Here is a 24,106-nt window from a genome sequence, read left to right as displayed (position 1 = left end):
TACTCAGGGTAAGTTCTCAGCAAATAATTAGACATCTGGCTAAATTAAATATGTGTTATCCAGAACTCTTGTAGAGATATAGCAGAAAAAGCGCCCGAAAATAAATTTTAGGGCTAATAGCTCAAGTCGGTTTAAACCGACTAATGACAGTAATTTTAGTCCGTTGAAACGGACTTTTGCTATTAGCCAGTGACTTGAGTCACTGGCGGTTCAAGTATTTTTGCAATAGGTTTACAACTATCGGTAGTCTTTGATTTTACTCCTACAATATCATACATATCTGGCTCAAATCTTCCGTGCATTGTGAGAACGATCGCATGAATTAAGGCTTCCGCTTTCAGCAGCGTTTCTTGAAACTCTATCTCCGGCTCGGAAAGCGCCACAATTCCGCCACCAATACCAATAGAAGTTTGATTAGGAGTCAGAATAGCAGTGCGAATCACAATATTTAAATCGGCTGAACCATTCAATCCCAAAAAGCCGATCGCTCCTGAATACACTCCTCGCGCTTCTTGTTCCAGGCGATCGATAATTTGCATAGTTCTGAGTTTGGGCGCACCTGTCATCGAGCCTCCGGGAAATGAAGCCCGCACGCAATCTATTGCTGTTAAATCTGGTCGCAAATGCCCGCGTACTGTTGTCACCAATTGATGCACTGTTGCATAGGTTTCTACATCCATTAACTTCGGTACGTGAATGCTACCGACTTCACAAACTCGTCCCAAATCATTGCGTAATAGATCGACAATCATCAGATTCTCAGCCCTGTCTTTTTCGCTATTGCGTAGCTGTTCTTTGAGGATAAAATCTTCTTCAGGGAGTTTTCCGCGTCTCAGGGTTCCCTTAATCGGCTTAGTTTCTACCCAACCCTGCTGATCAATCCGCAGAAATCGCTCTGGAGATGAGCAGGCGATCGCAATCTCACCAAAGCGCAAAAATGCCGCATAGGGGGCAGGATTGAGCCGACGTAATCTGCGGTAGAACGTCAATGGATCGGGGGTTATATCAGTATAAAGCTGATTTGTGAGGCAAACTTGATAGGTTTCCCCTTCATAGATTTCGTCTAAGCAATGGTGAATATCATTAATATAAGTCTGGTAAGTACGACTTAAACAAAACTTGACTGGCTGACTATTTCCTTGAGGTACAAGAGGAGTCAGAGGAGTCAGAGTTTCGAGTTGTTGTTCGATAGTATCAAACCAAGTTTCTAACTGTTGTGTTTGTCCTTTTTTGATTAATTGCAGCAAATAAATACACTGTTCTTGGTGATCGATGGCAATCATGCGATCGGCAAATAAGAAAATTGCATCAGGTAATGGCGAAGAATGCACCAATGACGAGCCAGACTCTGCCTTGAGTTCATAGCCAAAATAGCCAACAAATCCACAGTTAAAATCAAACGGTAAATCATCAGCTTGGCAACTTCGGAGGTCAATTTCTCGTTTGAGATACTCGAAAATACTTTCGCGGCGATGGGTAACACGATCTGACTGTGCGATCGTCAATTCTTGCGTTTGCGTATGGTAGCGTACCAAAAGGCTATTTTCCCCGTTTCCATCGCCCATAAACGAGAAGCGAGATAAACCGGGTTCCACACGGCTACTGTCTAACCAAAAGGCATTTGGTGCTTGACGAAATAAATGGACAAATATTTGTTCTGTGTTCGGGCAAATATCCAGTTTGCGGCTATAAAGTTCAAACTTATCTTCCTGTTTTTGGCAAGTTTCATTGATAGGAGGAACAATAAATTCATATCCAAAATACTGCTTTTCTAAACTTCTTGACGATTTATCTATAAATTGCAGCGTGATATCTCTAAAGTTTTCTAACAATGTTTGTCCATATTCTGTACAGATAGACTCTGGGTGAAACTGCACACCCCAAAAAGGTAAATACCGATGACGCAATCCCATCACCAGTCCTTCCTCAGTCCAAGCAATTTTTTCTAAGCACTCAGGTAATTCATCAGCAACTATCAAGGAGTGATAGCGCACCACAGAAAACTGACTGGGAATGCCTTGGAATAATTTGGAATTATTATGATAAATTTTACTGAGTCTACCGTGTCGAACTTCCGGTGCATGAATCACTCTTCCACCATGTAGATAGCCAAGTCCTTGATGTCCCAGACAAACTCCCAGCAAAGGCACATTCACATTCTCAATTATCTGTCGGCAGACTCCAAAATCTTCTGACCTTTCTGGACGACCGGGGCCAGGTGAAATCACAATGTTGTCAAATGCAATTTTTTTCAATTCATCCCAGTTAAGCTGATCGTTACGAATTACCAGAGGCAGTTCCCCATTTACTTCGGCAATCATCTGATAAAGATTAAAGGTATAAGAGTCATAATTATCAATAATTAATGTTTGCATACATACTAAATTAACTACTACATATAGGACTAGTATTTGATTTTTGAAATGCACTACAAGACTACCGAGATTTTTTCAGAAATCAAATATGATTCCTATAGAACCTTTTTGCAGTAGAGGTAGGTTGGGTGGAGCGGAGCGCAACCCAACTGATTATCAGGATGTTGGGTTACGCAAAGCCTCCACCCAACCTACAATTTTTTTGCAACTGTACTTCCGACTTCCGACTTCTTTAATGTATGCTATAGCAATCCTGAATCATTCGCAAGAAACAAGATCCCCGACTTCTCGAAGAAGTCGGGGATCTGAATTAAATAGAATTGCTATATGTCTAAGAAAATTTTCCCGGATGAAGAATCGTAAAGTCTTGCAGATAGCTTGTTTGCCAAAGGTCGCGTTTATACGATAATTTCGCTCGATTTTGTACCATTTCTGGACTTGACCTTCTTATTCTTGACCCTGATTTGTGGTAAATCCTTTTTATCTTTGTAAAAATAACAGATTTCCACTAGAGTTGGCCATATTTCTAGAGAACCGTGAAATTGGCTAATAACATCATCGATAATTCTGGAAACGTTTTGCTGAAAAAAGTCGGGTTCAAACCCATAAAATGCTCTCGATAAGTTCTCAGCAAAAAATTGCAGAGACTGCTTACGTTCTTCATTCTGGGTAGACATTGAGGCTTTGACTACCTGGCTGTGGATAGCAGAGATTTTTTCTAAGATTTCTTCAGAGTCTAGCAACGTCACCTCGCCAGAGTAATCAAACTTGATTCCCAGATCATCAAGATGATAAACACTGCTTTTAATCTTCTTTTTCAGCAGGCTACATATTTCTTCATTAAAGAGTTCACTAGCGAGAGGATTACGCATATAGTTATTTCTAATGTGGTTTTGGACAGCATCAACGTGTGCAGCCACAATCCCCTCTTGCTGTATCCAAATCCTGTAGATATAATCTTCAAACCTCAGCCGAGTTGGAAAAAATGGTGGTAAACCTAGCTGGTTATCATATCCAGCGACTCCACAATCCATTCTCCAGTTTTTGTTAGTAATAACAGGTCTAAAATTGGTGAGAATATAAAAATCATTTAGGTCATTTGGACTTATTTGGTTTTCATCATTGAGGTACATCTGAATAAAATCAAGTGTATCGATATCATTAGTTCCTGTGCGAAAAGTCTGGGCAATTTTGACGATCGCATTATTCAATACTCTCCCCTCTTGTAATAAAAGGCTGTTTTCCCGAAAGTAACCCTTAGTTGTATTGGTTTCTAAATCCATTGCTGTATCAACAACCAATTCTCCAGCCTCGTAGTTTTCCGGTACATGGCTGGCTTTTTGACCTAGAACATCAGCAAAAGCTGTGAGTAAGTCAAAAGATTTATGGATGTAGCCGCCTTGTTGATTGGACTTGATTAATTTACCTCGACATATTTCATCGCCTGTTAAAGATTCTGGACTAGTTTCAATTAATGCATCTGGTCGCATATCGTCATCTGCACTAACCATTAAATGACCAAGGGTATACATCAGCGTGAAGTTGCGATTTCCTCCATAACTAGGTCTAAATAAGTTTTTGACTAATGATTCTAGCTTGCGATCGCGCAGTCTTTCATTTAAAAATGTAATAAATTCCTCTTTCTGTTGGGGTCCGACATAAAACACGTCATTGACTGTCTTAGTCTGTTCTAAAATCGGGTAATATTTCTCATGGTTAGCAATACTGGAATCATCAAAGACGATAATTTTTAAAGCATGACCATTTGCCCAGAAATTCTCATCATATTTTTCGATGGTCTGTGCTACATCTCTCAATCGATGAGTCGGAATAACAAATATCGTCTCTTTTTGTTTCATAAAATATGTTCAGAATGCATTGGTGTTGTTGCGCTTTCATCAGGATTAGTCAACTAAATTAAACTGATAGATCGCTACCAATTTCTAGCTTATTTTTACTACGTTCCAACTGTTTCCATAATGCCTCAATTTGGCTGAAAGCTTCTTCGGAAGATATTTTTCCACCAGTTTCTAAATTAGTGATATAGCTAATTCTTTGAGTAAATTCTTGGAGATTGGCATTAAATACTAAGTTCTTTGGCTTAACTTGACCGTAGTAGCTACTCCGAGGGTATAAAAAGCTATTTTTCTCTTCATAATTGGACTGTGCCATTAATTTGTTCCTGATGAAAAGCTTGATTTTTTTAGTTATTATTTGGCTGATTGCAGCGACCTGATATCATTCCATTTGGTAATACTGTTTCGCAGAGAGTAACAGAATTGCGACCTGGGATTTCGTTGTTTTTTGAAGCTTTGGTGAGATTTGCATAAAGCGATCGCTGAGAAATTCACCTATTTAGGCATATAGTCAGAGCAATTGAGTGCTTGTTGAGTTAGAGCAATGACAGGGTGTACTGCACACTTTAGATAATGGTTATTGTTAAAAAATTGGCAGCTTTTACAGGGATGTTGCTGTAAATGTTTGATGCTTACAATTTCGTCTTTATCTTGTGCCGCATTTTCTGGAGGATCTTCTATTGCTTTGCAGGCATATGAAACAAGAAAAACGACGATACCCCAAACAATCATGAAGGAAATGTGAGCCAAAAATACTGCTACAAAGGGAATATCTCCCTCATGTGGTTTTGGATCATTATGTGTTGCCTTAGCTAAGTTAACTTCAATCAGGGTGGACTGATGAACACTTTTTTGGGCGGATACATCAAGTCGGAAAAGCTCCGAAATATGCATATTAAAAACCTTTAGTTAGTCGAACTCCGATTCAGTAAAATTCATCTACAATTAAACATCTTCAGAAGATAGCACGATCAGAGATAAGTAAATGTTCATCTGTCTAATAATATGTGGAATTGAAACTAGTTATTTACCTCTGAATCAACAGATTGGCTGGCTGTTGGTCGAGCTTCCAGCAAGCAATAGTTGAGGGAGTAGTAAACAGAATGAATTTTCTTGAGAGTGACTTTGAGAGCGGGAACCATCATGGGATGGGTTGCGATCGCTAAGATGTAGTCTCCAGCAAAAATTGCGGGATTATCTGTTGCTGGAATGACTTGAATTTCTCGTAATATTCCTAGAAAAACACATTGATCGGGTAACTGAATTTCAGTTAAATGAATTCCACAGTAAACGCTATTAGCTTGGATTAAAACACCAAACAGGCTTGGTTCTAAAGCTTTTTTGTTTTTTAACACAAATCTTTTTTTAACTCTAATAGTATTGTGCAATATTTTACAGTGAAAATATTTTTTCTGAGATATATTTTCAAGATATATAAAATGTATTAAAAAAATAAAGTATATGTTTATTTATTAGATAAATAGGTATATATTTAGAGATATAGCTTTGATATATAGGAATCCTAAATCATTCGTGAAAAGTTAGATCCCCGACTTCTCGAAGAAGTCGGGGATCTGAGCCTTTCGATAGGATTGTTATCAATACGGTTCGGTTAAGGTACACAGTCCTTAATGATCCCCCTTACTCCCCCTTAAAAAGGGGGAAATAGAGCCATTCTTAGCCCCCCTTAAAAAGGCAGGGCTGATTCATTCCCCAAAGAGCTTTAAAAATCAAGGGTTCTAGCGATTAAAAATTAGTTATTTTGTTACCAACGTGCCGATGAAACCAACTATTTTACTGATATTTCAGTGCTTAAATGTTCATCTCTTCGTCACGCTTACTTACAATTTTCTTGCTAACCATCTTGACAAATCCTGTTTGAAATGGAATGAATCAGCCCTGCCTTAAAAAGGGGGTTGGGGGGATCGAGTCTTATCCGAAACGTATTGGGATTGCTATAGCCCTACTTAATCATTGGTGAAGAACAAGATTCCCGACTTATTAAATAAGTCGGGAATCTAAGCCTTTCGATTTTAATTTGGAATTTTGAATTGTTAAGCCTTAATCTGATCGAGAGCTAAATTCAGCTTTAACACATTAACCCCAGGCTCACCAAAGATGCCGAGAAAGCGACCATCGGTGTTTTGAGCAATCAAGGTTTCCAGTTGGTTCGGCTGAAATCCTCGCGCCTTAGCCACGCGTGCAATTTGCGCGATCGCAGCTTCGGGGGTAATATGGGGGTCAAGGCTAGAACCAGAGGTGTAGACTAAATCGCCAGTCGGCTGCACACCTGCTTTTTTCAGACGATTTAAGTCACCTTCAATTTTTTTGGTGGGGTCGGGGTCATCTTTACCTTTGATGCGTTCCAGTAATGCGGGATTACTGGGAGCCAAGTTACTAGCACCAGAAACCCCAGTTTTCAAAACTCCCCCATCGTCCTTTTTGGGATCGGCTGTGCTGTAGCTGGTGGTGCTGGGACGACTGTTAAAATAGCGATCGCTAGTAAAAGGTTGACCAATTAAGGCAGAACCGACAACTTGTCCGGCACTATTTTTCAGTAGACTACCGTTTGCTTGAAACGGAAACACAAGCTGTCCAATGGCAATCATCGCAAAAGGATAAATAATTGCGCCGATTACCCAAAGTACTAAGGTAGAACGAACAGCTCTGCTAGCTTCGCGTGCAAAACTCATTAGAATTTCTCCGGTACAAACATCACAAAAAATAAATAGATGGAAAGCCCTAGCGTCACTATTCCTAATAGTCCCAATCCCCAAGATTGACTGCGGGAAAGTTGCTCACCAGTAGCGCCATAAACCAGAGGTGCAACCACTAGGTTGAAACACATCGCCAGGAACAAATACAGTGGCAGCTTTTGTCTGCGCCATTGACACCAGATTTCAGTTATTTCTTCTAATACTTGGGATGCAGCGATAGTGCGTCGAATCTGAACGGATTTCATAGTAAATTAAGACAAAGGTAAGATAATATCTATCAGTTTGATGGCAATGAAGGGAGCAATGATGCCACCAAGGCCATAAATCAAGATGTTGCGACGTAGGAGTTGATCTGCGGTTAAAGGCAAGAACTTTACCCCTTTAAGTGCTAGCGGAATTAATGCCGGAATAATCAAGGCGTTGTAAATCAGCGCCGAGACGATCGCAGATTCGGCACTCTTTAATCTCATAATATTAAGTGCGCCGATTCCAGCAGCTGCAAAGATCGTGGGAATGATCGCAAAATACTTGGCAATATCGTTAGCGATCGAGAATGTTGTCAATGCTCCACGAGTAATCAACAACTGTTTACCGATGGTTACTAGGTCAATTAGCTTGGTGGGGTCAGAATCTAAGTCCACCATATTAGCAGCTTCTTTGGCGGCTTGCGTCCCAGAATTCATCGCCACACCCACGTTTGCTTGAGCTAGGGCAGGTGCATCGTTGGTACCATCCCCCGTCATTGCCACCAGTTTACCCTGAGATTGTTCGGCGCGAATCACCTCAATTTTGTCTTCTGGAGTCGCTTCGGCAATAAAATCATCAACCCCAGCTTCTTCGGCAATTACCGAAGCGGTAATCCGGTTGTCACCTGTGAGCATGACGGTGCGAACACCCATGCGGCGGAGTTGGTCAAATCGTTCCCGCAGTCCAGGTTTGACAATATCTTTGAGGTAAATCACACCATAAATCTCGGCATCTTGGCAAACAGCTAAGGGCGTACCGCCTAACCGGGAAACGCGCTCATAAGCTGCGTCTGTATCATCAGGAACCTGACCGCCACGGGAACGGACAAACCCTTTAATGGCATCCACTGCTCCTTTACGAATTTGTTTGCCATTGGGTAGATTTGTGCCGCTCATCCGGGTTTTTGCGGAAAACTCCACACCTTCGGCTTTGTCGATATTAAAATCTACCGCCGCTTGGGACTTTTCTGCTAAAACTACAATTGACTTGCCTTCTGGCGTCTCGTCAAACAAGCTAGCAGCTAGGGAGATTTGCGCCACGTCTTTTATTGAGTGATTATTCAGGGGAATAAACTCATCAGCCATGCGGTTTCCCAAGGTGATCGTCCCTGTCTTATCCAGCACTAGGGTGTTGATGTCGCCACAGGCTTCTACTGCTCGACCAGAGGTAGCGATCACATTAAATTGGGCAACCCTGTCCATGCCAGCGATGCCGATCGCACTGAGTAAACCACCAATAGTTGTGGGAATCAAAGCTACCAGTAGCGAGATCAGAATCGCAACGCTAGCACCCGCACGCAAACTGTTTCCCGACTCAACCCCAAACGCCGTACTGACAAAGCTGGCAATGTAGCCAACGAAGGGAGGGATTGTTGACACTACAATCAGGAATACCTGTGTTAACACTGCCAACAATACCGTTAAGGCAATTTCGTTGGGAGTCTTGGTGCGTTGTGCGCCTTCTACCAGGGCAATCATGCGATCGATAAAGCCTTGACCAGGATCAGCACTAATGCGAATTGTCAACTCGTCTGAGAGTAGGCGCGTACCTCCTGTCACCGAACTGGCAATATCTGTACCTGGTTGCTTGAGTACAGGGGCAGATTCCCCAGTAATGGCAGACTCATCCACTGAGCCAATGCCTTGAATTACATCCCCATCAGAGGGAATCATATTATTTGCAATCACTTTCACCAAATCGCCCCGCCGCAGTTCTGTGGAACTGACTTGTACTACAGAACCATCAGGGAGGATTTTGTTAGCGATCGTATCCGATCGCGTCGATCTTAGTGAATCAGCCTGTGCTTTACCGCGTCCTTCAGCTACGGCTTCGGCAAAGTTAGCAAAAACGAGTGTGAAAAAGAGAATGAAGGTAATCAACCCGTTTAACAGGCGTTGTTGGTTAACATCTGCCTGGATTGTACCGAAAAAGTTCGGGTCAAGGGTGACAATCAAGGTGACAATCGTCCCCACCCAAACAACAAACATTACTGGGTTTCTGACGGTAATTCGAGGATCGAGCTTGAGAAATGACTCACGAATTGCTCTCTGGTAAAGTCCCCGCAAATCCGCTTTGGGCGTATGCTTGCGCGAATCACGAGTACCAGATGGAATCCGGGGCGAACGAGAATCAGTATCAGTAGTAGTTGGCATATATTAAATTTTGGGCATGAGTCTTTGAGGTCGATAAACGGAGTTCCGAAGTCAATGAATGGAGTTCCGAAGTCGATGAATGGAGTTCCGAAGTCGATAAACCGAGTTCCGAAGTCGATGAATGGAGTTCCGAAGTCGATGAATGGAGTTCCGAAGTCGATAAACCGAGTTCCGAAGTGGATGAACGGAGTTCCGAAGTCGATGAACGGAGTTCCGAAGTCGATAAACCGAGTTCCGAAGTAGATAAACCGAGTTCCGAAGTGGATGAACGGAGTTCCGAGGTCGATAAACCGAGTTCCGAAGTGGATGAACGGAGTTCCGAAGTGGATGAACGGAGTTCCGAAGTAGATGAACGGAGTTCCGAGGTAGATGAATCTAGTTCCGAGGTAGATGAATCTAGTTCCGAGGTGGATGAATCAGTCTCTAATTTTCCTTGTCCCCACTCCTAACTCCTAACTCCTAACTCCTAACTCCTAACTCCTAACTCAGCACTCCCCACTTCCTACCCAATACCTTTGGCGATAAAAAAGGCTTCACCGATGGGGCCTAATGCTAATACTGGGAAAAATGTAAGTGCGCCCAAGATTAAAATTACCCCTGCGGTGACGCCTGTAAACAGTCCGGTATCGGTTCGCAATGTACCAGTCGTGTAGGGAACAGCTTGCTTACGAGACATACTATCTGCTAACAACAGCAAACCGATGATCGGTATATAGCGTCCTGCAAGTAAACTGAAACAGGTACTCAGGTTCCACCAGAGGGCGGTTGCGGTAGTTTTGGCGCCTGTAGCGATCGCAAAAGGAGAAGGTTGTGAATCGCCTAAACCTTCAAACCCAGAACCATTATTAGCAGCAGCTGAGGCATATTCGTAGATCACCTGAGAAAAGCCGTGAAAGCCGGGATTGCTAATTCCTGCCAGTTGGTCAGGAAAAGCTAAGGCGATCGCCCCTGGAATCAAAATGGCGATGGGGTGAACCAGTAAAATCAGGAAGCTAGCAAGCACTACCTCACGCTTTTCAATCTTGCGTCCCAGAAATTCTGGCGTGCGTCCCACCATCAGACCCGTGACGAATACCGCCAGGATGCTATAGGCAAACAAGTAAGCTGTTCCTGTACCCTGTCCACCCCACATGATTTGCAGGAACATATTAGAGAGAAAAATAAAACCACCGGCGGGCATAAAGGAGTCGTGGAAACCGTTGACGGCGCCGCACATGGTTCCGGTTGTACTTACCGCAAATAATACAGATTCTGCCCAACCAAACCGGACTTCTTTACCCTCTAGGTTGGGTTGCTGACTACCCAAAAGCGTATTTACAGCCGGATTGCCGTTATATTCTCCAATGGCGGTGACAATCAGAAATCCGACAAAAATTACACCGATCATGCCGTAGAGTAACCAAGCTTGTTTGGGGTTATTTGCAAACAAGCCATAGGTATAGATCAGAGACGTGGGAATCGAAAGCATTGCCACGATCTGAATTAAGTTAGTAAATCCACTGGGATTTTCAAAGGGGTGCGCCGAGTTGATCGCAAAAAAGCCGCCGCCGTTTTCCCCTAATTGCTTGATAATTTCAAAATGGGCAACGGGTCCACGAGCGATCGCCTGACTGATATTCGGATCTTCCAAGGTCGGGAATACAGCTGCACCCGCCAGTGTTTCTGGAACACCAGCTGCCATCAAGGCGATCGCGCCCACAATACAAATCGGCAGCAAAATTCGGGTAATCGAGCGAATTAGGTCTACATAAAAGTTACCCAACGATCTACCCGTCAATCCCCGAATAAAAGCAATTCCTACCGCCAAACCAGTTCCAGCAGAGGTGAACATGTGGTAGCCCAGCCCAAACATTTGACTACCGTAGCTCAAGTAAGTTTCACCAGAATAGTGCTGCTGGTTGGTATTGGTAATGAAGGAAATCGTGGTGTGTAGTGTGGTGTCCCAGGTTGGGGCGTCTATCTTGGTCGGGTTAAGCGGTAGCCATCCCTGATTTGCGATGATAAAGAAAATCAGCAACCCCATGACTACGTTGCTATACAGGATTGCTCGCGCATACTGCCAACCCGTCATATTTTCTTGGGTTTGAACGCCTACCAAAGAATAAAGCGATCGCTCAACCGGATTCAAAATTGGGTCGAGAAAAGTACTTTGCTCTAGGTAGACACGCGCCATATAGCGCCCAAAAAAGGGAGTAAGCGCTACTACAATTAGTAGCGTTAATGCAATTTGAATCCATCCTTCTAGCATTGGATTAGTCGAACTCCGACATGAATAAACTTCAGATGAATATCAGATATTTTTTGGCGATGAATCAGAAAAAACTATATCGCCATTATTATTAGCTAACCTATAACTATGTCCTTTCTCAATCAATCATCGAACTTTTTGTGAAAGAACACAAGGTATAAATTAATATTTAAACTAGCCTATACAAGGAATATATTTGTCTATATATACAAATCTTCAGAGTGTTTATCTCGATATATATCTGCAAATATAGAGCAACAGCTAAATGCTAAACAACTATAGCGGTTCTCAATAGCATGGAATACAGACCTAACAAGAACAGCCCCTTCCCTTCTAGCGTTGGGGAGTAAGATTCAAAGCCTCTCTCCTAAGAGGAGAGAGATTTGGAGAGAGGTCAAAACTGTACTGCACCCAAGCGAGAACCGCTATAGAATACAGACCACTCATAGGGAACATTGCTCATAGGTGTCAACTTAGAGCCAGGGCAATAGGATTCGCGGCTACACGAATAAGAGCCACACCTCTGTGGGTTAAGAGAAAATAAAGCTTTTTGTAACCCAGGTCGGTGGGTTTTGCCCGTGTAGTTGCGGTTTATAACCGCCCTTTTAAGGTTAGTCAGGAGTCAGGAGTCTAATTCATAATTCATAACTGATTTTGGCGACAAATTCCAAATGCTGAAGTGTAGGCATGTAAGAAGGTTCTGCCACCAACAGGGCCGATTTCACCGCCACAGAAAAAGCCGCCTACAGGAATATCGTTCAGGTAGCGCTGAAATAGTTCAGAATCGAAATTGGGTTTACCATACAGTCTTTCACCTCGCCCCAGACAGGCAAACATCAAGGCAGCTACGGCAGAGGGTTCAGATTCTCGTTGGTGTTGATAACTCTGGAGGAGTAATTCTAGGTCTTGGGCAGAGGCTTGGGCATCGCGGAGGTGGAATTGCAGCCTTTGACCCGGACGGACGCGATCGCCAATTGCGATCGCCCCAGCAGTGGGATCGACCCCAAGAATAGCCCGAATTAAAAAGTCTCCTTGCTGTAAAGCCAGCTTAAATTCATCCATTGCCACACCAACAAACAGAGAATGCTGTGCTAAATTCCGTTCTTCTTCGCTGAGACTGGCAATCAAATCTCGCAACACCATCAGAGGTACTTTCTCATCTAACTCCAGAATAATATTGCGATCGGCTTTTGTGACTTGCAATGGTTTGCCAATCGGCCGGCATCCTTGGGCGACAATCGTCTCCAAAACAATATTGCCAGTCAAAGCTATACCAACAGTGCCCTCACGATACAGGTTTTGGCGTTCCTCACCGCAGGCATCGTTACAAAAAAGGGCAACACGACCACCCATACCCCCACCACTAGCCTGTCCCCCCACGATCACCGATCCTGGATAAGCAAAATCCAGCCCCTGCAACAAATCGTTGATTCCAGAGGCGAAAGAACTAGACAGCAAGATAAACTGGGGTGTCGGTGATGATGGCACACCGATCAAATCCAGCCAAGCATCTGGTGAACTGTCCAAGTCAGGTAATTCTTCAGCAAGAATATGAAAGACTTGAATCTTCACTCCTGGAAGGTGTGCTAAAGTCAAGCTGATAGCTGGTTCAGCTTCTAGTTCTTGGGTTTCTCCGCTAATTGTCGTCCCAATCACACCTCCACCACTACAGCCAATTAGCACTGGCACAGAAAGCTTCTCAGCTAACAAAGGTAACAGTCGGGAATACTCACTCGTAAAAGCAGACGAAATGAATACCAGTCCTAGATCCGCAGGTACTGTTAACGATGAGACAGCTCGTTCCACCACATCTGTAACGGCGGCTTCCAAAGAATGACGGGTTGATAGGGCGTTTGCCCACTGCATTTGGTCTGCCATGAGTTTTGAGCTTCTTTCTCTTTTTAGGCTACTAGGTTTTGATTTTTTATTTTGGGAAGAATTGCATCTTACAAGAATTGACACCAGCCTTTCGTTTCCTGCATCCCAATAAGCTGGGGTTGTCATTCCCTAATATATGCATCTCAATATATTGTATGATTATTTGTCTGTAGTACTGATTCCACAAAATCTTAAAAAATAAAGCTAAATGCATCATAGATGCAGCAGTTTGCTGTGTTAGTTATAAATCAATAGGCTAAAACACTAACTTTTGATCAGCTAAATGGTTAGAATGGTTAGTAATAAAGCCAAAAACTACCTTTTGTGAAGTTTTTCTATACTAGTATTAACAACGCACAACGAGACTAAAGCAATGACCAACATCCAAGAAACAGCAAAGAGCGACATCCAAGAAAAAATCCACGAAGAAGTGGAACAAGCGCGTACTGTCTGTGATATTAACGGTAGCAACTCACCAGAGTGTGCTGCTGCTTGGGATGCAGTAGAGGAATTGCAAGCTGAAGCTTCCCACAAGCGCCAAAGCAAGCCAAAAAACTCTCTAGAACAGTATTGTGATGACAACCCAGATGCAATTGAATGCCGGGTTTACGACGACTAGAAATTGAGGCAAGTGAATTTTCTGTTCCTTTGGTCAGCAAGCAACCAGGATTTACCTTTTACGCCGTAAGTCCCCCACTGAATTATGTACTCAGAATCAGTGGCGGGATATAAAGCGGGTGGGAAAAACATGGGAAAACGAACTTTTTTTTGGTATGATTAAACATCTTGACCATCAATGCCGTAAGCGAAAACCATTAGCTTTTAGGGATATGTTGCAAGATAAAAAATTTCGGTCTTGGGAACCAGGACTTCTGCCCTTGGAGGGAATGTAAGACCAACAGGATTACTGAGTTCTCTTGGCTATTCCCGATGAACTGGGAAGCCCACACCATACCGCCTAGCGGTTGGTGTGTGGTAGTTCACTTACTAAGATTTCGCATTTTTACGCCACTCCCTGTTTCATAATTTTCCCCAAAGGGTAGAAAATTGGTTAAATATCTGGAGTTAGGAATGTCTGAGGGTTAAAATTTAGTGAATTGGCTTTAGGAGCGTACATATGTACGCCCCTATAAATTTGTTTGTAGTATAAATTTCGTGAAATCGGATGAGTTGGAGAGCCACTTGCTTACGAGTCGTGATGTGTAAAGCCCCCGTGTTTCTAACTGGGGGATATAAGCGAAAAGCCGAATTTATTCGGCTATAAAATAGTAAAATAGTGTGTATGAAAACACTGAAGTTTAAGCTTTATCAACACAAAAGGAATAGATACCTCAAGGGCATAATTAATGCCTCTGGGGTAATTTATAATCATTGTATTGCTCTCCACAAAAGATATTATCGGATGTGGGGCAAGCATTTAAGCTGTGCAAAACTTCAGTCTCATATTGCCAAACTGAGAAAGCGTAACCCAATAGGCAATCAGTAGGCTCTCAAGCGGTACAAGATATATGTCAACGCATTGAAAAAGCCTATCAATTATTTTTTAAACACCATAAAAAGCGCAAAGTCTGTGCGTCCCGGTTTCCGGGCGCAGAACTTTGTAAGAAGGGGGTTAGACCACCAGGGTTCAAAAAGGTTAGGAAGTACAAGTCATTCACACTCAAGCAAACTGGTTATAAGTTTTTGGGTGGCAACCGAGTGCATATTGGTAATCGAGTTTATCAATTTTATAAGTCTAGAGAAATTGAGGGAACAGTTAAAACCTTAACTATAAAACGTACACCATTAGGTGAATTGTTTATGGCTGTGGTTGTCGATAATACTGTTGATTTAGAAATCAATTCTACGCCTAGTAAAATAGCGGGATTCGATTTTGGACTCAAGGTGTTTCTCACTTGCTCAGACGGATCTAGAATTGAATCGCCCCAATTCTTCAAGCAATCCCTTAACGCTATTAAAAAAGCAAGCATTCATCACTCTAAAAAACTAAAAGGTTCATGGAATCGGGAACGAGCAAGAAAGAACCTAGTACGCAAACATGAGGATATTTCTAACCGAAGACGTGATTGGTTTTGGAAATTAGCGCATTCCTTAACCCTGAAGTTTGATGTCCTGTGCTTTGAAACCCTAAACCTAAAGGGAATGCAACGTCTTTGGGGCAGAAAAATATCAGACTTGGCTTTCGGCGAGTTTCTACAAATCCTAGAATGGGTTGCCAAGAAGAAAAACAAACTGGTTGTATTTGTGGACAGGTGGTATCCCAGCAGCAAAACTTGCTCTAACTGTGGACACATTTTAGAAAGTTTGGATTTGTCAGTCAGAGAGTGGCGTTGTCAACACTGTCAGTCAGTTAATGGACGTGATGAAAACGCCGCTAAGAATATTCAAGCAGTCGGGGCATCGACTGTTGAGTTAGGTGATCTAAGTCGGGCAGTGCCTGCAATTGCTGTTTGACCTCAGAATCCCCCGTTTTCTAAACGAGGGAGTATGTCAAAGAAAGAAGTTAGAGCGCAGTCTTGAGGCTAACCACTGAGCTTTATGCTTTGATTAAACTGTTATCAAGAAGAATTCAGCATGAATTGGAGTCCGATTGACTCCTGAATAAAAGGGTTTAAGCGGTCTACAATCAGGTAGTGGTATAAAACCCCACTTGATTTCTTCTGACGCCAAGCCGCAGAGCAATCCTAAGCTCCGCTCCTGACTTCTGAATTCTTTTTTATCTATTGTTTGAGAAAAACTATGGACTATAATATTTGGTTTCGCCCTTTCGTCTGGATTGATTACCGACTGGCAGTATTATTCCTGGTAATTATTCCGCTAATCCTTCTGATTTGGGCATTTGTGCAAAAAGCAGAAAGTATACAACGCTTATTGACTATATACTGGCGAATATCAAGCCTGGTGGCAATCACGATTTACTTAATGATTGCCCAGTATCCGGTTAGCTTTATCTCTGGGTTGATGGCTCGGATTTTGATCCCGATTTCGTTGTGGTTCTGGGTGGATCTCAACGATGAAATTGAGTATCAAACCAGTGGCTCTTTGAAATTTATTTTTACCTCTTGGCGCTGGGCTACAACTGTTTATTGTATTTTGGGTACACTAGCTTTTATCCCTTTTTTGGGTTGTGCTTTTTCTGGCAATGTGCTTAAGACTCCCTATTGTCGCGTCTGGTTCGAGGCTCCATTGCTATTCAAAGAATATTTCCATGCTAATAGCAAGGCTGAGTTCTTAGGTTTTCTTGGCATAACTAGTTTAGTAATTTATGTGGTTTACTTAAGCTATTTTGTTCTGATTAAGCTGGGCAAGCAGGGACGCTCTGCCACACCACAGTAACCGTCGCTGCCTCAGCGTACCCCTACTCTTAAAAAAATGAATTCCATTGACAAGCGACTGGAACAATATACCGCTAAACGCCCTCAAGAAGTCCTACTTGTAACGGTGGAAATTGCCGATGAGCAAGATATAATTGCTATTTTCAAAGGCTTTTCCAGTTCTTTGATGCGTCCAACGGCATTTGATGCAGATGTACCAGTTCTACCAGATGGGGCAAAGATCCTCAACATTGACCGAGTAGCCAGTCCTTACAATCCTGAAGTACCCCGTTATATTCAACAAGGACTCTCTTGGCCAGCTATGGAAGCTCTATTATCAGAAGTAGGAGTCTAACTAATTTGTCGGTGAGAGTTCAGGGTTAGTTCCGCCGTTGATTTGAGCCAAACTAATCCTGTATGCAAAAGATATTATAGGCTGCATTCGTTATATGGGTTGGGTTTTAAGCTTTTGAAGCTTCCCCATAAAACCTTGATTTTAATGCCGTAACATAAAATGAGCGGTAGAACATTAAAAAGGGGCAGTTTGATTGCCCCTCCCTTAAGAGAATGCCAATAATTACTTTAGTCTATGGCAATTATTACATCTGATGATTTGACTATGGCATACACTTGTTTACCTTCAGTAAGTTTCAGACTTTCTGCTGATGACTTGGTAATAATTGAAGTTACCTCTACTCCCGGTGCAATTTCCAATGTCACTTCTGTATTTACAGATCCAACTACGATGTTTTTAACTGTACCTTTGAGAGCATTGCGAGCGCTAACTTGCATTTTACGATTTTTCCTTTTGTTTTTCTTAACAGATTAATTATAACAATTATTTACATTAAATTCTCTGGCTACAGGTATAAAATTCACTATTTTTTAGTATTTATTGTATCAAGTAATATATCTAAGTAAATTCAGCCTATTTAGTTGGTAATTTTTCCTAAAAATGTAGTTATCTCTGCTGATTTCCAGCTTTGTTGGTAATTAAAACCCTAAAATTCACGAGACTGCGATCGCCAGTTTTCACAACCCTTGTAGAAAAGCGATCGCATACGAACCCTTCCAGAAATTGCAGCACGACTTTTGAGGCTAAGACTGTAGCTCTAGGCGCTAACGCAATGCTAACGGCAGTTACTTCATGTTGTAGCGACTGCCGTTGCTCCAGACGTGTTGCACAATACTTCTCAATAACCCCGCATTAGGACATCAAAACATTCTTGACACAACACTTCTCTATGTCCAATGAATCTCTTTAGAACGAAAAGCTCTATCCCAATCGTTAGCAATCACCTCCATCATATTGATCATGCCTTCATAACCAAAATATGGCTTATCAACATAGGTTTCTCTGTTAGTGGGGCTAAATACATCGAAAGCAATTTTTATTCCCAATTCCTCTGCCATGTATTTTTCCCATGCCGAGCCAATCACCGCATCAACATCAAACTCCTCTAAGGTCTGTTTAATCTGATAGCCATCTGCCAAAAATGCCACGCGGGGAGCAAGACCAAGACTATCTAGTTCTCGCTCCAGAATTGAACGAGAATCAGGCATCGCCGAGCGAAATAATAAGACTTCTGGAATCATCTCCAATTCTTCAAAGAGCATTCTGACTAGTCCAATGCCAAGCGTCCCATCCGCAGATACGGCAATTCTACAATTACGATATCGAGGAATAATCATTAATGCTCGTTTGCGAAGTGTATCTACGACCATTTCTTCGCCTTGTTTAATTAGCGGTTCGACTTTTTCTTCTATTTTGAAATGTGCCGCCAATGCCTTCAACCATCGAGTAGTGTTGTTTACACCTACTGGCAAAGGTATATCATCAAGGATCAAAGGGATGTCATGAATCTGTTGCATTTTTCGAGCAAACTTATACCCAACATCATGACTGAGAACAATATTGGCGGTTGCTTCACCAGCTTGCTCCAGTTCTTCAAATGAAGTATTATGAGAGAAGACCGTCTGTACTCTGATCCTTAAAGATTTTAAAATCTGCGTTACCCATTGCAAATCAGCCCACCAAGTAGGATTAAGATTTGCCTGTGGCGCAATGATATTTACAATCCTCGGCTTTCTGCCCCTTCTCTTGGTTTGCCTTTTTTTGATAAAAGGAAGTAAAGCCTCCAAACCCATCTCCAAGCCATCATAAGCATTGCCCCGAAACCCACCAGCAAGTAAAGGAACGAGTTTGGCTTTGACATCTGGCTGAAGTTGATGGCATAATCCCGCAATATCTTCACCAATTATGTCCGCAGCGCAAGTCCCAACGACAAACATGACCCTAGAATCAAAAGATTGATCAGCCTCTTTAATCATCCCTTTGAGTTTTTCAGACGCTCCCATCACAATATCTGACTCAAAAAGACGAGTACAGCCTACTTTCCGCTTGGTGAAATCAACCTCATGAGCATCATACCCAGCTGCGACAGTGGAGGCGCAACCCTGTGGAGACTGAATCACAATACTGACATCTTTAATGCCAGCAACCGTAGTTGCAATACCTTCAAGGGCACAGCCTACGATTGGGTCTTTACTATGGTCACAATTATCAAAAGTTAGTCCAGCAGACATTTTTCCCTCCTGTTTCTCTAAGGTTTGACTATGGTAAACGCGTTTCACGCAGTCTGTAGCGACTTCTGTCTCGACGTTTCTGTGTTTTGTGCAGCCTGTAGCGGCTTCTGCCTTGACGTTTCCGTGTTTCGCGCAGCTTGTAGCGACTTCCGCCTTGACATTTTTGGCTTAAGCTTTTTCTTGTGGGGTGGGCGACACGAGAGCCCGTATCATACAAAGGCGGGCAAGATGCCCACCCCACAAGATTGGGTAATTTATTTGTTGGAAGTCCGTTAGACAAAATTTCATTTATTACTCGTTAAAACATTTTCCCCGCTTCTTTTCTGCATATACGGTACAATCAGGCAGGTCTTGGGCTAGTTTTCCAGTCAGTGATTGAGCAGATGCTAACCCGGAATTTTTAGGGAACACCATTTGCTTGGTTAAGGAACTGCGAGGTCTAAAGCCATATTGAAGTGCTGTTTTAATACACTTTGCGACCTTTAAGGCTCCGCGATAGCCAAATCTAGGACGATTTAAGATGGCATTTAAATCGACTACGGGAATATGGGGGAAACTCAAGGAAGAACCAAAATACACTACTGAATCTGGATCAAGACCACCAATAAAATCCAGTAATTCATCTTCCGTTTGTTTCATGGACTCGTACTTGCCAAAGGCCAGCGTCCCCTTCGTAATCAGGATTTCTGGGTCTAACCCCGTTTCTAACAGGTAGTCTACACTGGTTTCTCGTGCTTCTGTACTCCAGGGATGGAAATTATAGATTACCGCACGCATCCCAAAATCACGCTCCAACATGTGGGCAAGGGACAAGCACTTGATAGCATCATGTCCTTCGATAATCGCTAATTTCCCTTCTATATAACTCTTAGCTGCTTCAAATTCAGTCTTGATTGCCGCATATTCCCTTTCCATTAGGGCAGCCGCCTGTTCTTCCATCCCTAAATATTTTGCAGCCCCTTCGAGCCATTTTTCTGTAGCGGTGATTCCATAGGGAAGGATGGTAGAGTTTAGCGGAGTACCAAACTTGTCTGACATGGCTTTGCCGATGGTATAGCCAAGATCCAAACATAAAGTACAGTTGACTGCTGCACTCGGTGCTTGCTTGAGTTCTTCTAAAGTACAATCACCAGCGATGACGCTGTGAACTCTTGCACCCATTGCTTCTATCAATCGCACCAGTTCTTTGACATCAGTTTCAACTTCTGTCCTTTCAGGACCCATCTTTGCGCCCACAATATTGACAGCATCGGCTAGTTGTGCTTTTCTTTCTGGAGTTGGCGGCTCCATAAAGTCTACGATTTGCCGAAATACGATATCAAATCCACTGCGATATTCCCCGGCGAATCCTTCACAATGTATCGTCATGATCTCAGCATCAATTTCGCTGCGGGCTTTATTTACTACGTCATCAACACAGTCACCAATAATACCAGATGCACAACTAGTAGCAACAACGATCGCATCAGGATGGTATTTTTCATCTACTTCTCGAATCGCGCCTTTTAATTCTTTTTCGCCTCCAAAAATTACCGCTTTCTCACTCATGTTTGTAGTCACCACGGGTTCATAAGGTGAACCACTATTGCGGCTATTGGTCAGTTTGTATGCCCGCTTTACACCATAGGCACAGCCACTCGGCCCATGAGAAATGACGATCGCATTTTTAATCCCACTTAAAATCTTCGTTGCAGTCCAAAATTTGCAGGGGCGGGTATGACTACCTTGTAAACTGGTCTTAATCTTACCCTCTTTTGCCAAGCGATACAGTTGGCTCAAATTTCCGTAAAATACGACATTCTGATTTATACTTGCAGTCATGAATGCTCTCCAATCTTTCAATAGCTTTTGTAGCGTAGGTGATTAGATCCCCGACTTCTTTAAGAAGTCGGGGATCTCGCAGATCGTCAAGTGTCTTATTCAGCCTATTACCAAACGTTTAAGATCCACTCGCGATCGTGCTTGTTCTCCATATCTGCAAACATGGCGTTGGCAATGTTATCTGCTAGCCATTCTGCTCCTTTATAGCCAATCACAGGATATTTCCACAGACCTGCGCGGTCAAAGCTGGGGAAGCCAACCCGAACCATCGGAATTTTGTTGTCGATAGAAATATATCGACCCTTGGAATGACCTAGAATCAAGTCGATTTCGAGGGATTTATCTGTAATGCGGCGCTCCAATTCCCAGAGGTCTGCATTCCAGATAACTTCGATATCACAAGCTGCTTGCTTCTCCAACTCAGCAATTCTTGGGTCTTTGGTGCAGGCTTTGTTGTCGTCTCCCAACAACATCAGCACTGGCTCTAACTCAACTTCTAAGCAGAACTCTGCTAGGCCAATTACTAAATCGGGATCTCCGTAAATAGCTACCTTTTTGTTGGCGAAGAACATGTGTGCGAGATCTGCGATCGCATCGATAGCTTTACCACGTTCTCTGACTAAAGATTCTGGTATTGGTTTGCCAGTTAATTTGCTGATATTTTGCAGCCAGATGTCGGTATTTTTGATCCCAATTGGTGTTGGGCCGATGATTGCAGGTACCTTAAACTTCTCTTGTAAGAATTCGGCTGCGCTACCGCCTTCATATTTACATAAGGCAATAGTTCCTAACGCATTGGCAGAATCAGCAATTTCTTCGATGGTGCTATTCCCAAAGGCAAAACTTGTCTTATCGGGCATAGTGGGCGCATCGAAGGTTTCTGTATCCAGTAAAATGTTTCCTGGAACGTCCATCTCTTTTAAGATGCGCTTAACTTCGGTGACATCTCCAGGGTTAAGCCACCCAGTGATGATGTTCAACTTGCCAGTTGGTTGGCCTTTTTTTGCTAGGGTAGAAATGATTGCATGTACGCCGACATTATAGCCAGTAACTTGACTGCCTTTGTAACTGGGGGTATGTACAGGAACAAGAATAACCTTGCGATCGGGATAAGCCTCCTTTAAATAGCCGTTGAGCTTGTTAATGGTTCCTTCGATATCGTCCCCAATTGTCTCAGTTGAACAAGTCGTAATAATTGGGATAATCCGTAAATCGGGATATCGTGCTACTAAGGTTTTTACGCCTTCCTCAATGCGTGGCTGTCCTCCAAGAACAGCGCTATTTTCATGGAGTGAAGAAGAAGCAATGTCGAAATTTTCCTTCAAATGCTGGGCAAACAGAAGACGAACGAACATACTACATCCCTGTCCTCCATGCACCAGGGGAATACAATCTTTGATTCCGATGGAAGCATATTCAGCCCCAGCAGGCTGACAGGTAAATATAGGATTGATGATTCCCTTGCGTTCTTTCTGTTTTACGACTAAAGACATTCTCTTGACTCCTATGTGGTAAAAAATTGCGTGATTTTGTTTGGCGTTGTTCAACGAAGATATGAAGTGTCATTTTGAGCTTAAGAAAGTGGAGCGATGTCCGCTTTACGCGACCAGGAAGTAATATGATGTCCGGGCAATTAAACATAATACCCCCAACCCCACCCCGGCAAAGCTGCGCTTTAGCTCCCCTAAGAGCCTGCGGGGAGGGGTTGGGGGTGGGGTTCTTTTATTATGGGTAATTTGGCGGACATGATATAAGCTACGCATAGCGTCGATTACAGAAGAAAACTAGAATTGAATTTCCTAAAAATCTTGAAAGCTAGATGAGATGCTTCTGTAGTCAGACGGAATGTTTTTAGCGTAGCCCGTCGTAGCGTTAGCGTTAGCTTGTCGCAGGCATCGCTCTCTACCCTGTAAGAAAATTTCTGCACAAACACTAACAGGATGACTTGACTCTAATTCATACTCCAATTGAGCAACGCCGTTCGTTTGGTTGAATTACCGATCCAATTGCTTTAATAAAGCGAATAATGCAACTCACCATTCTTCGACTTGGTTATTACAATATCGACCAGCATTCCCTTAACAGCTTCCAGTACTGCTTTCTTTTGCGAGTTCTCCATGCTATTTAACCATGCAAACCTAATTTCCAGGTCAGCTGCAAGGATCTTCGCATCTGCATAAAAACCTCTGTCGATCAAGGTTTCCAGAACTACCTTTTCTCCAGTCAAGATTTGGGCGGTCTTATTGAGAACACCATTGATGTTTTCTTCCCGATCCCATGCACGAGAGTGAAACTGCCACAAACACCGTTCTTGAATTAATTTTGTGACTTCCCCAGCTCGCTCTTGAATGTATGAGGCGATTTCCTTAGCTTGCACTTGAACCTGTGGCGCGGTTTCCTTAGCTTGTGGTTGAACTTGTGGCGCAGCTTCCTTAGCTGGCTTTTGAACCTGTGGTGCGGTTTCCTTAGCTAGTTGTTGAACCTGTGGCGCAGTTTCTTTAGCTTGCGGTTGAACCTGTGGCGCAGTTTCCTTAGCTGGCTTTTGAACCTGTGGTGCGGTTTCCTTAGCTAGTTGTTGAACCTGTGGCGCAGCTTCCTTAGCTGGCTGTTTGGACTGTGGTACGGTTTCCTTAGCTGGCTGTTGAACCTGTGGCGCAACTTCCTTAACTAGCTGTTTGACCTCTGAAGTGGTTTCCTTAACTAGCTGTTTGACCTCTGAAGTGGCTTCCTTAACTTGCTGTTGAATTAAAGAAACGACTTCCTCAGATAGCTCTTTGGTTGCTTTACCGTTGCCATTACCATTGGTACTTGGCAGATTTTGCTCAGTACGGATATCAGATTGAGCCAATTTCATCAGAGGGGAATAAATGGCATTGTACATATCCCGCGCCATATTCACCGCACCTTCAAAG

General features: G+C 42.9%; 20 protein-coding genes and 1 pseudogene. 5 read left to right on the top strand and 16 right to left on the bottom strand.

What is annotated here, in order from left to right; all coding sequences use genetic code 11:
* Window positions 1–182 precede the first annotated feature (182 nt).
* From pabB to kdpB, 8 genes are all read right to left on the bottom strand, one after another.
* Window positions 183–2,375, bottom strand: a complete 2,193-nt coding sequence (pabB, locus tag V7K27_RS07505; protein WP_334945808.1) for an aminodeoxychorismate synthase component I — start codon at window positions 2,373–2,375, stop codon at window positions 183–185.
* Between the two features lie 398 nt (window positions 2,376–2,773).
* Window positions 2,774–4,234, bottom strand: a complete 1,461-nt coding sequence (locus tag V7K27_RS07500; RefSeq protein WP_334945806.1) for a hypothetical protein — start codon at window positions 4,232–4,234, stop codon at window positions 2,774–2,776.
* A gap of 58 nt (window positions 4,235–4,292) precedes the next feature.
* Entirely contained in the window at window positions 4,293–4,547 is a 255-nt protein-coding gene (locus V7K27_RS07495; RefSeq protein WP_334945804.1) for a DUF7219 family protein, read from the bottom strand.
* Between the two features lie 179 nt (window positions 4,548–4,726).
* Window positions 4,727–5,125: a hypothetical protein gene (locus V7K27_RS07490; protein ID WP_334945802.1), complete on the bottom strand. Its 399-nt coding sequence runs from the start codon at window positions 5,123–5,125 to the stop codon at window positions 4,727–4,729.
* A gap of 125 nt (window positions 5,126–5,250) precedes the next feature.
* A complete protein-coding gene (locus V7K27_RS07485) occupies window positions 5,251–5,586 on the bottom strand; it encodes a TrkA C-terminal domain-containing protein (RefSeq protein ID WP_334945800.1) in 336 nt (111 codons plus the stop codon).
* A 699-nt stretch (window positions 5,587–6,285) separates the two neighbouring features.
* The gene (gene kdpC / locus V7K27_RS07480) at window positions 6,286–6,924 is read right to left on the bottom strand and encodes a K(+)-transporting ATPase subunit C (protein ID WP_334945798.1); all 639 of its coding nucleotides are present in this window, start codon (window positions 6,922–6,924) and stop codon (window positions 6,286–6,288) included.
* Window positions 6,924–7,193: a potassium-transporting ATPase subunit F gene (locus V7K27_RS07475; protein ID WP_334945796.1), complete on the bottom strand. Its 270-nt coding sequence runs from the start codon at window positions 7,191–7,193 to the stop codon at window positions 6,924–6,926. The genes kdpC and V7K27_RS07475 overlap by 1 nt, the downstream gene beginning before the upstream one ends.
* Before the next feature lie 6 nt (window positions 7,194–7,199).
* Window positions 7,200–9,347: a potassium-transporting ATPase subunit KdpB gene (kdpB, locus tag V7K27_RS07470; protein ID WP_334945794.1), complete on the bottom strand. Its 2,148-nt coding sequence runs from the start codon at window positions 9,345–9,347 to the stop codon at window positions 7,200–7,202.
* Between the two features lie 176 nt (window positions 9,348–9,523).
* Between kdpB and V7K27_RS07465 the strand changes: the two genes are divergently transcribed.
* On the top strand, window positions 9,524–9,796 hold the full coding sequence (locus tag V7K27_RS07465) for a hypothetical protein (RefSeq protein ID WP_334945792.1): 273 nt from the start codon (window positions 9,524–9,526) through the stop codon (window positions 9,794–9,796).
* A 53-nt stretch (window positions 9,797–9,849) separates the two neighbouring features.
* Here the strand turns inward: V7K27_RS07465 and kdpA are convergent, their stop codons facing one another.
* Both kdpA and V7K27_RS07455 read right to left on the bottom strand, forming a co-directional pair.
* Entirely contained in the window at window positions 9,850–11,595 is a 1,746-nt protein-coding gene (gene kdpA / locus V7K27_RS07460) for a potassium-transporting ATPase subunit KdpA (protein ID WP_334945791.1), read from the bottom strand.
* Between the two features lie 642 nt (window positions 11,596–12,237).
* Window positions 12,238–13,473, bottom strand: a complete 1,236-nt coding sequence (locus V7K27_RS07455; RefSeq protein WP_334945789.1) for an FIST signal transduction protein — start codon at window positions 13,471–13,473, stop codon at window positions 12,238–12,240.
* A gap of 373 nt (window positions 13,474–13,846) precedes the next feature.
* Here V7K27_RS07455 and V7K27_RS07450 point away from each other — a divergent pair, with 373 nt between their 5' ends.
* From V7K27_RS07450 to V7K27_RS07435, 4 genes and pseudogenes are all read left to right on the top strand, one after another.
* Window positions 13,847–14,092 (top strand): Calvin cycle protein CP12, encoded by a 246-nt coding sequence (locus V7K27_RS07450; RefSeq protein WP_292769998.1) that lies wholly within the window; start codon window positions 13,847–13,849, stop codon window positions 14,090–14,092.
* Between the two features lie 663 nt (window positions 14,093–14,755).
* Window positions 14,756–15,927: pseudogene (locus V7K27_RS07445) on the top strand (RNA-guided endonuclease InsQ/TnpB family protein).
* A gap of 285 nt (window positions 15,928–16,212) precedes the next feature.
* Complete coding sequence (locus V7K27_RS07440; RefSeq protein WP_334945787.1) at window positions 16,213–16,809, top strand: DUF3177 family protein; 597 nt, start codon at window positions 16,213–16,215, stop codon at window positions 16,807–16,809.
* A 36-nt stretch (window positions 16,810–16,845) separates the two neighbouring features.
* Window positions 16,846–17,142 (top strand): DUF7734 family protein, encoded by a 297-nt coding sequence (locus tag V7K27_RS07435; protein ID WP_334945785.1) that lies wholly within the window; start codon window positions 16,846–16,848, stop codon window positions 17,140–17,142.
* A gap of 227 nt (window positions 17,143–17,369) precedes the next feature.
* Here V7K27_RS07435 and V7K27_RS07430 read toward each other — a convergent pair whose 3' ends face one another.
* The 6 genes from V7K27_RS07430 to vnfG form a co-directional block, all read right to left on the bottom strand.
* Window positions 17,370–17,579 (bottom strand): TOBE domain-containing protein, encoded by a 210-nt coding sequence (locus V7K27_RS07430; protein ID WP_334945783.1) that lies wholly within the window; start codon window positions 17,577–17,579, stop codon window positions 17,370–17,372.
* A gap of 169 nt (window positions 17,580–17,748) precedes the next feature.
* Window positions 17,749–17,874 carry a hypothetical protein gene (locus tag V7K27_RS07425; protein ID WP_334945781.1) on the bottom strand — a complete coding sequence of 42 codons (126 nt, stop codon included), beginning with the start codon at window positions 17,872–17,874 and terminating at the stop codon, window positions 17,749–17,751.
* Window positions 17,875–18,029: 155 nt separating this feature from the next.
* Window positions 18,030–19,373, bottom strand: coding sequence for a nitrogenase component 1 (locus V7K27_RS07420; RefSeq protein WP_334945779.1), 1,344 nt, complete (start codon window positions 19,371–19,373; stop codon window positions 18,030–18,032).
* Between the two features lie 291 nt (window positions 19,374–19,664).
* A complete protein-coding gene (locus V7K27_RS07415; RefSeq protein WP_334945777.1) occupies window positions 19,665–21,194 on the bottom strand; it encodes a nitrogenase component 1 in 1,530 nt (509 codons plus the stop codon).
* A 107-nt stretch (window positions 21,195–21,301) separates the two neighbouring features.
* Entirely contained in the window at window positions 21,302–22,687 is a 1,386-nt protein-coding gene (gene vnfK, locus V7K27_RS07410; RefSeq protein WP_334945775.1) for a V-containing nitrogenase subunit beta, read from the bottom strand.
* Between the two features lie 518 nt (window positions 22,688–23,205).
* On the bottom strand, window positions 23,206–24,106 hold a 901-nt coding region (gene vnfG / locus V7K27_RS07405), incomplete at its 5' end, for a V-containing nitrogenase subunit delta (protein WP_334945773.1).

The sequence above is a fragment of the Nostoc sp. genome, from assembly GCF_036919575.1.
In the GTDB taxonomy this organism is placed as follows: Bacteria; Cyanobacteriota; Cyanobacteriia; order Cyanobacteriales; family Nostocaceae; genus Nostoc.
Note: the sequence above shows the minus strand (reverse complement) of the source record. Positions and strands in the feature narration are given on the sequence as shown.

Excerpts from the sequence above, each read along its gene's own strand:
- pabB (WP_334945808.1), bottom strand. The coding sequence starts at position 2,375 with ATGCAAACATTAATTATTGATAATTATGACTCTTATACCTTTAATCTT.
- V7K27_RS07500 (WP_334945806.1), bottom strand. The coding sequence starts at position 4,234 with ATGAAACAAAAAGAGACGATATTTGTTATTCCGACTCATCGATTGAGA.
- V7K27_RS07495 (WP_334945804.1), bottom strand. The coding sequence starts at position 4,547 with ATGGCACAGTCCAATTATGAAGAGAAAAATAGCTTTTTATACCCTCGG.
- V7K27_RS07490 (WP_334945802.1), bottom strand. The coding sequence starts at position 5,125 with ATGCATATTTCGGAGCTTTTCCGACTTGATGTATCCGCCCAAAAAAGT.
- kdpC (WP_334945798.1), bottom strand. The coding sequence starts at position 6,924 with ATGAGTTTTGCACGCGAAGCTAGCAGAGCTGTTCGTTCTACCTTAGTA.
- V7K27_RS07475 (WP_334945796.1), bottom strand. The coding sequence starts at position 7,193 with ATGAAATCCGTTCAGATTCGACGCACTATCGCTGCATCCCAAGTATTA.
- kdpB (WP_334945794.1), bottom strand. The coding sequence starts at position 9,347 with ATGCCAACTACTACTGATACTGATTCTCGTTCGCCCCGGATTCCATCT.
- kdpA (WP_334945791.1), bottom strand. The coding sequence starts at position 11,595 with ATGCTAGAAGGATGGATTCAAATTGCATTAACGCTACTAATTGTAGTA.
- V7K27_RS07455 (WP_334945789.1), bottom strand. The coding sequence starts at position 13,473 with ATGGCAGACCAAATGCAGTGGGCAAACGCCCTATCAACCCGTCATTCT.
- V7K27_RS07450 (WP_292769998.1), top strand. The coding sequence starts at position 13,847 with ATGACCAACATCCAAGAAACAGCAAAGAGCGACATCCAAGAAAAAATC.
- V7K27_RS07440 (WP_334945787.1), top strand. The coding sequence starts at position 16,213 with ATGGACTATAATATTTGGTTTCGCCCTTTCGTCTGGATTGATTACCGA.
- V7K27_RS07435 (WP_334945785.1), top strand. The coding sequence starts at position 16,846 with ATGAATTCCATTGACAAGCGACTGGAACAATATACCGCTAAACGCCCT.
- V7K27_RS07430 (WP_334945783.1), bottom strand. The coding sequence starts at position 17,579 with ATGCAAGTTAGCGCTCGCAATGCTCTCAAAGGTACAGTTAAAAACATC.
- V7K27_RS07420 (WP_334945779.1), bottom strand. The coding sequence starts at position 19,373 with ATGTCTGCTGGACTAACTTTTGATAATTGTGACCATAGTAAAGACCCA.
- V7K27_RS07415 (WP_334945777.1), bottom strand. The coding sequence starts at position 21,194 with ATGACTGCAAGTATAAATCAGAATGTCGTATTTTACGGAAATTTGAGC.
- vnfK (WP_334945775.1), bottom strand. The coding sequence starts at position 22,687 with ATGTCTTTAGTCGTAAAACAGAAAGAACGCAAGGGAATCATCAATCCT.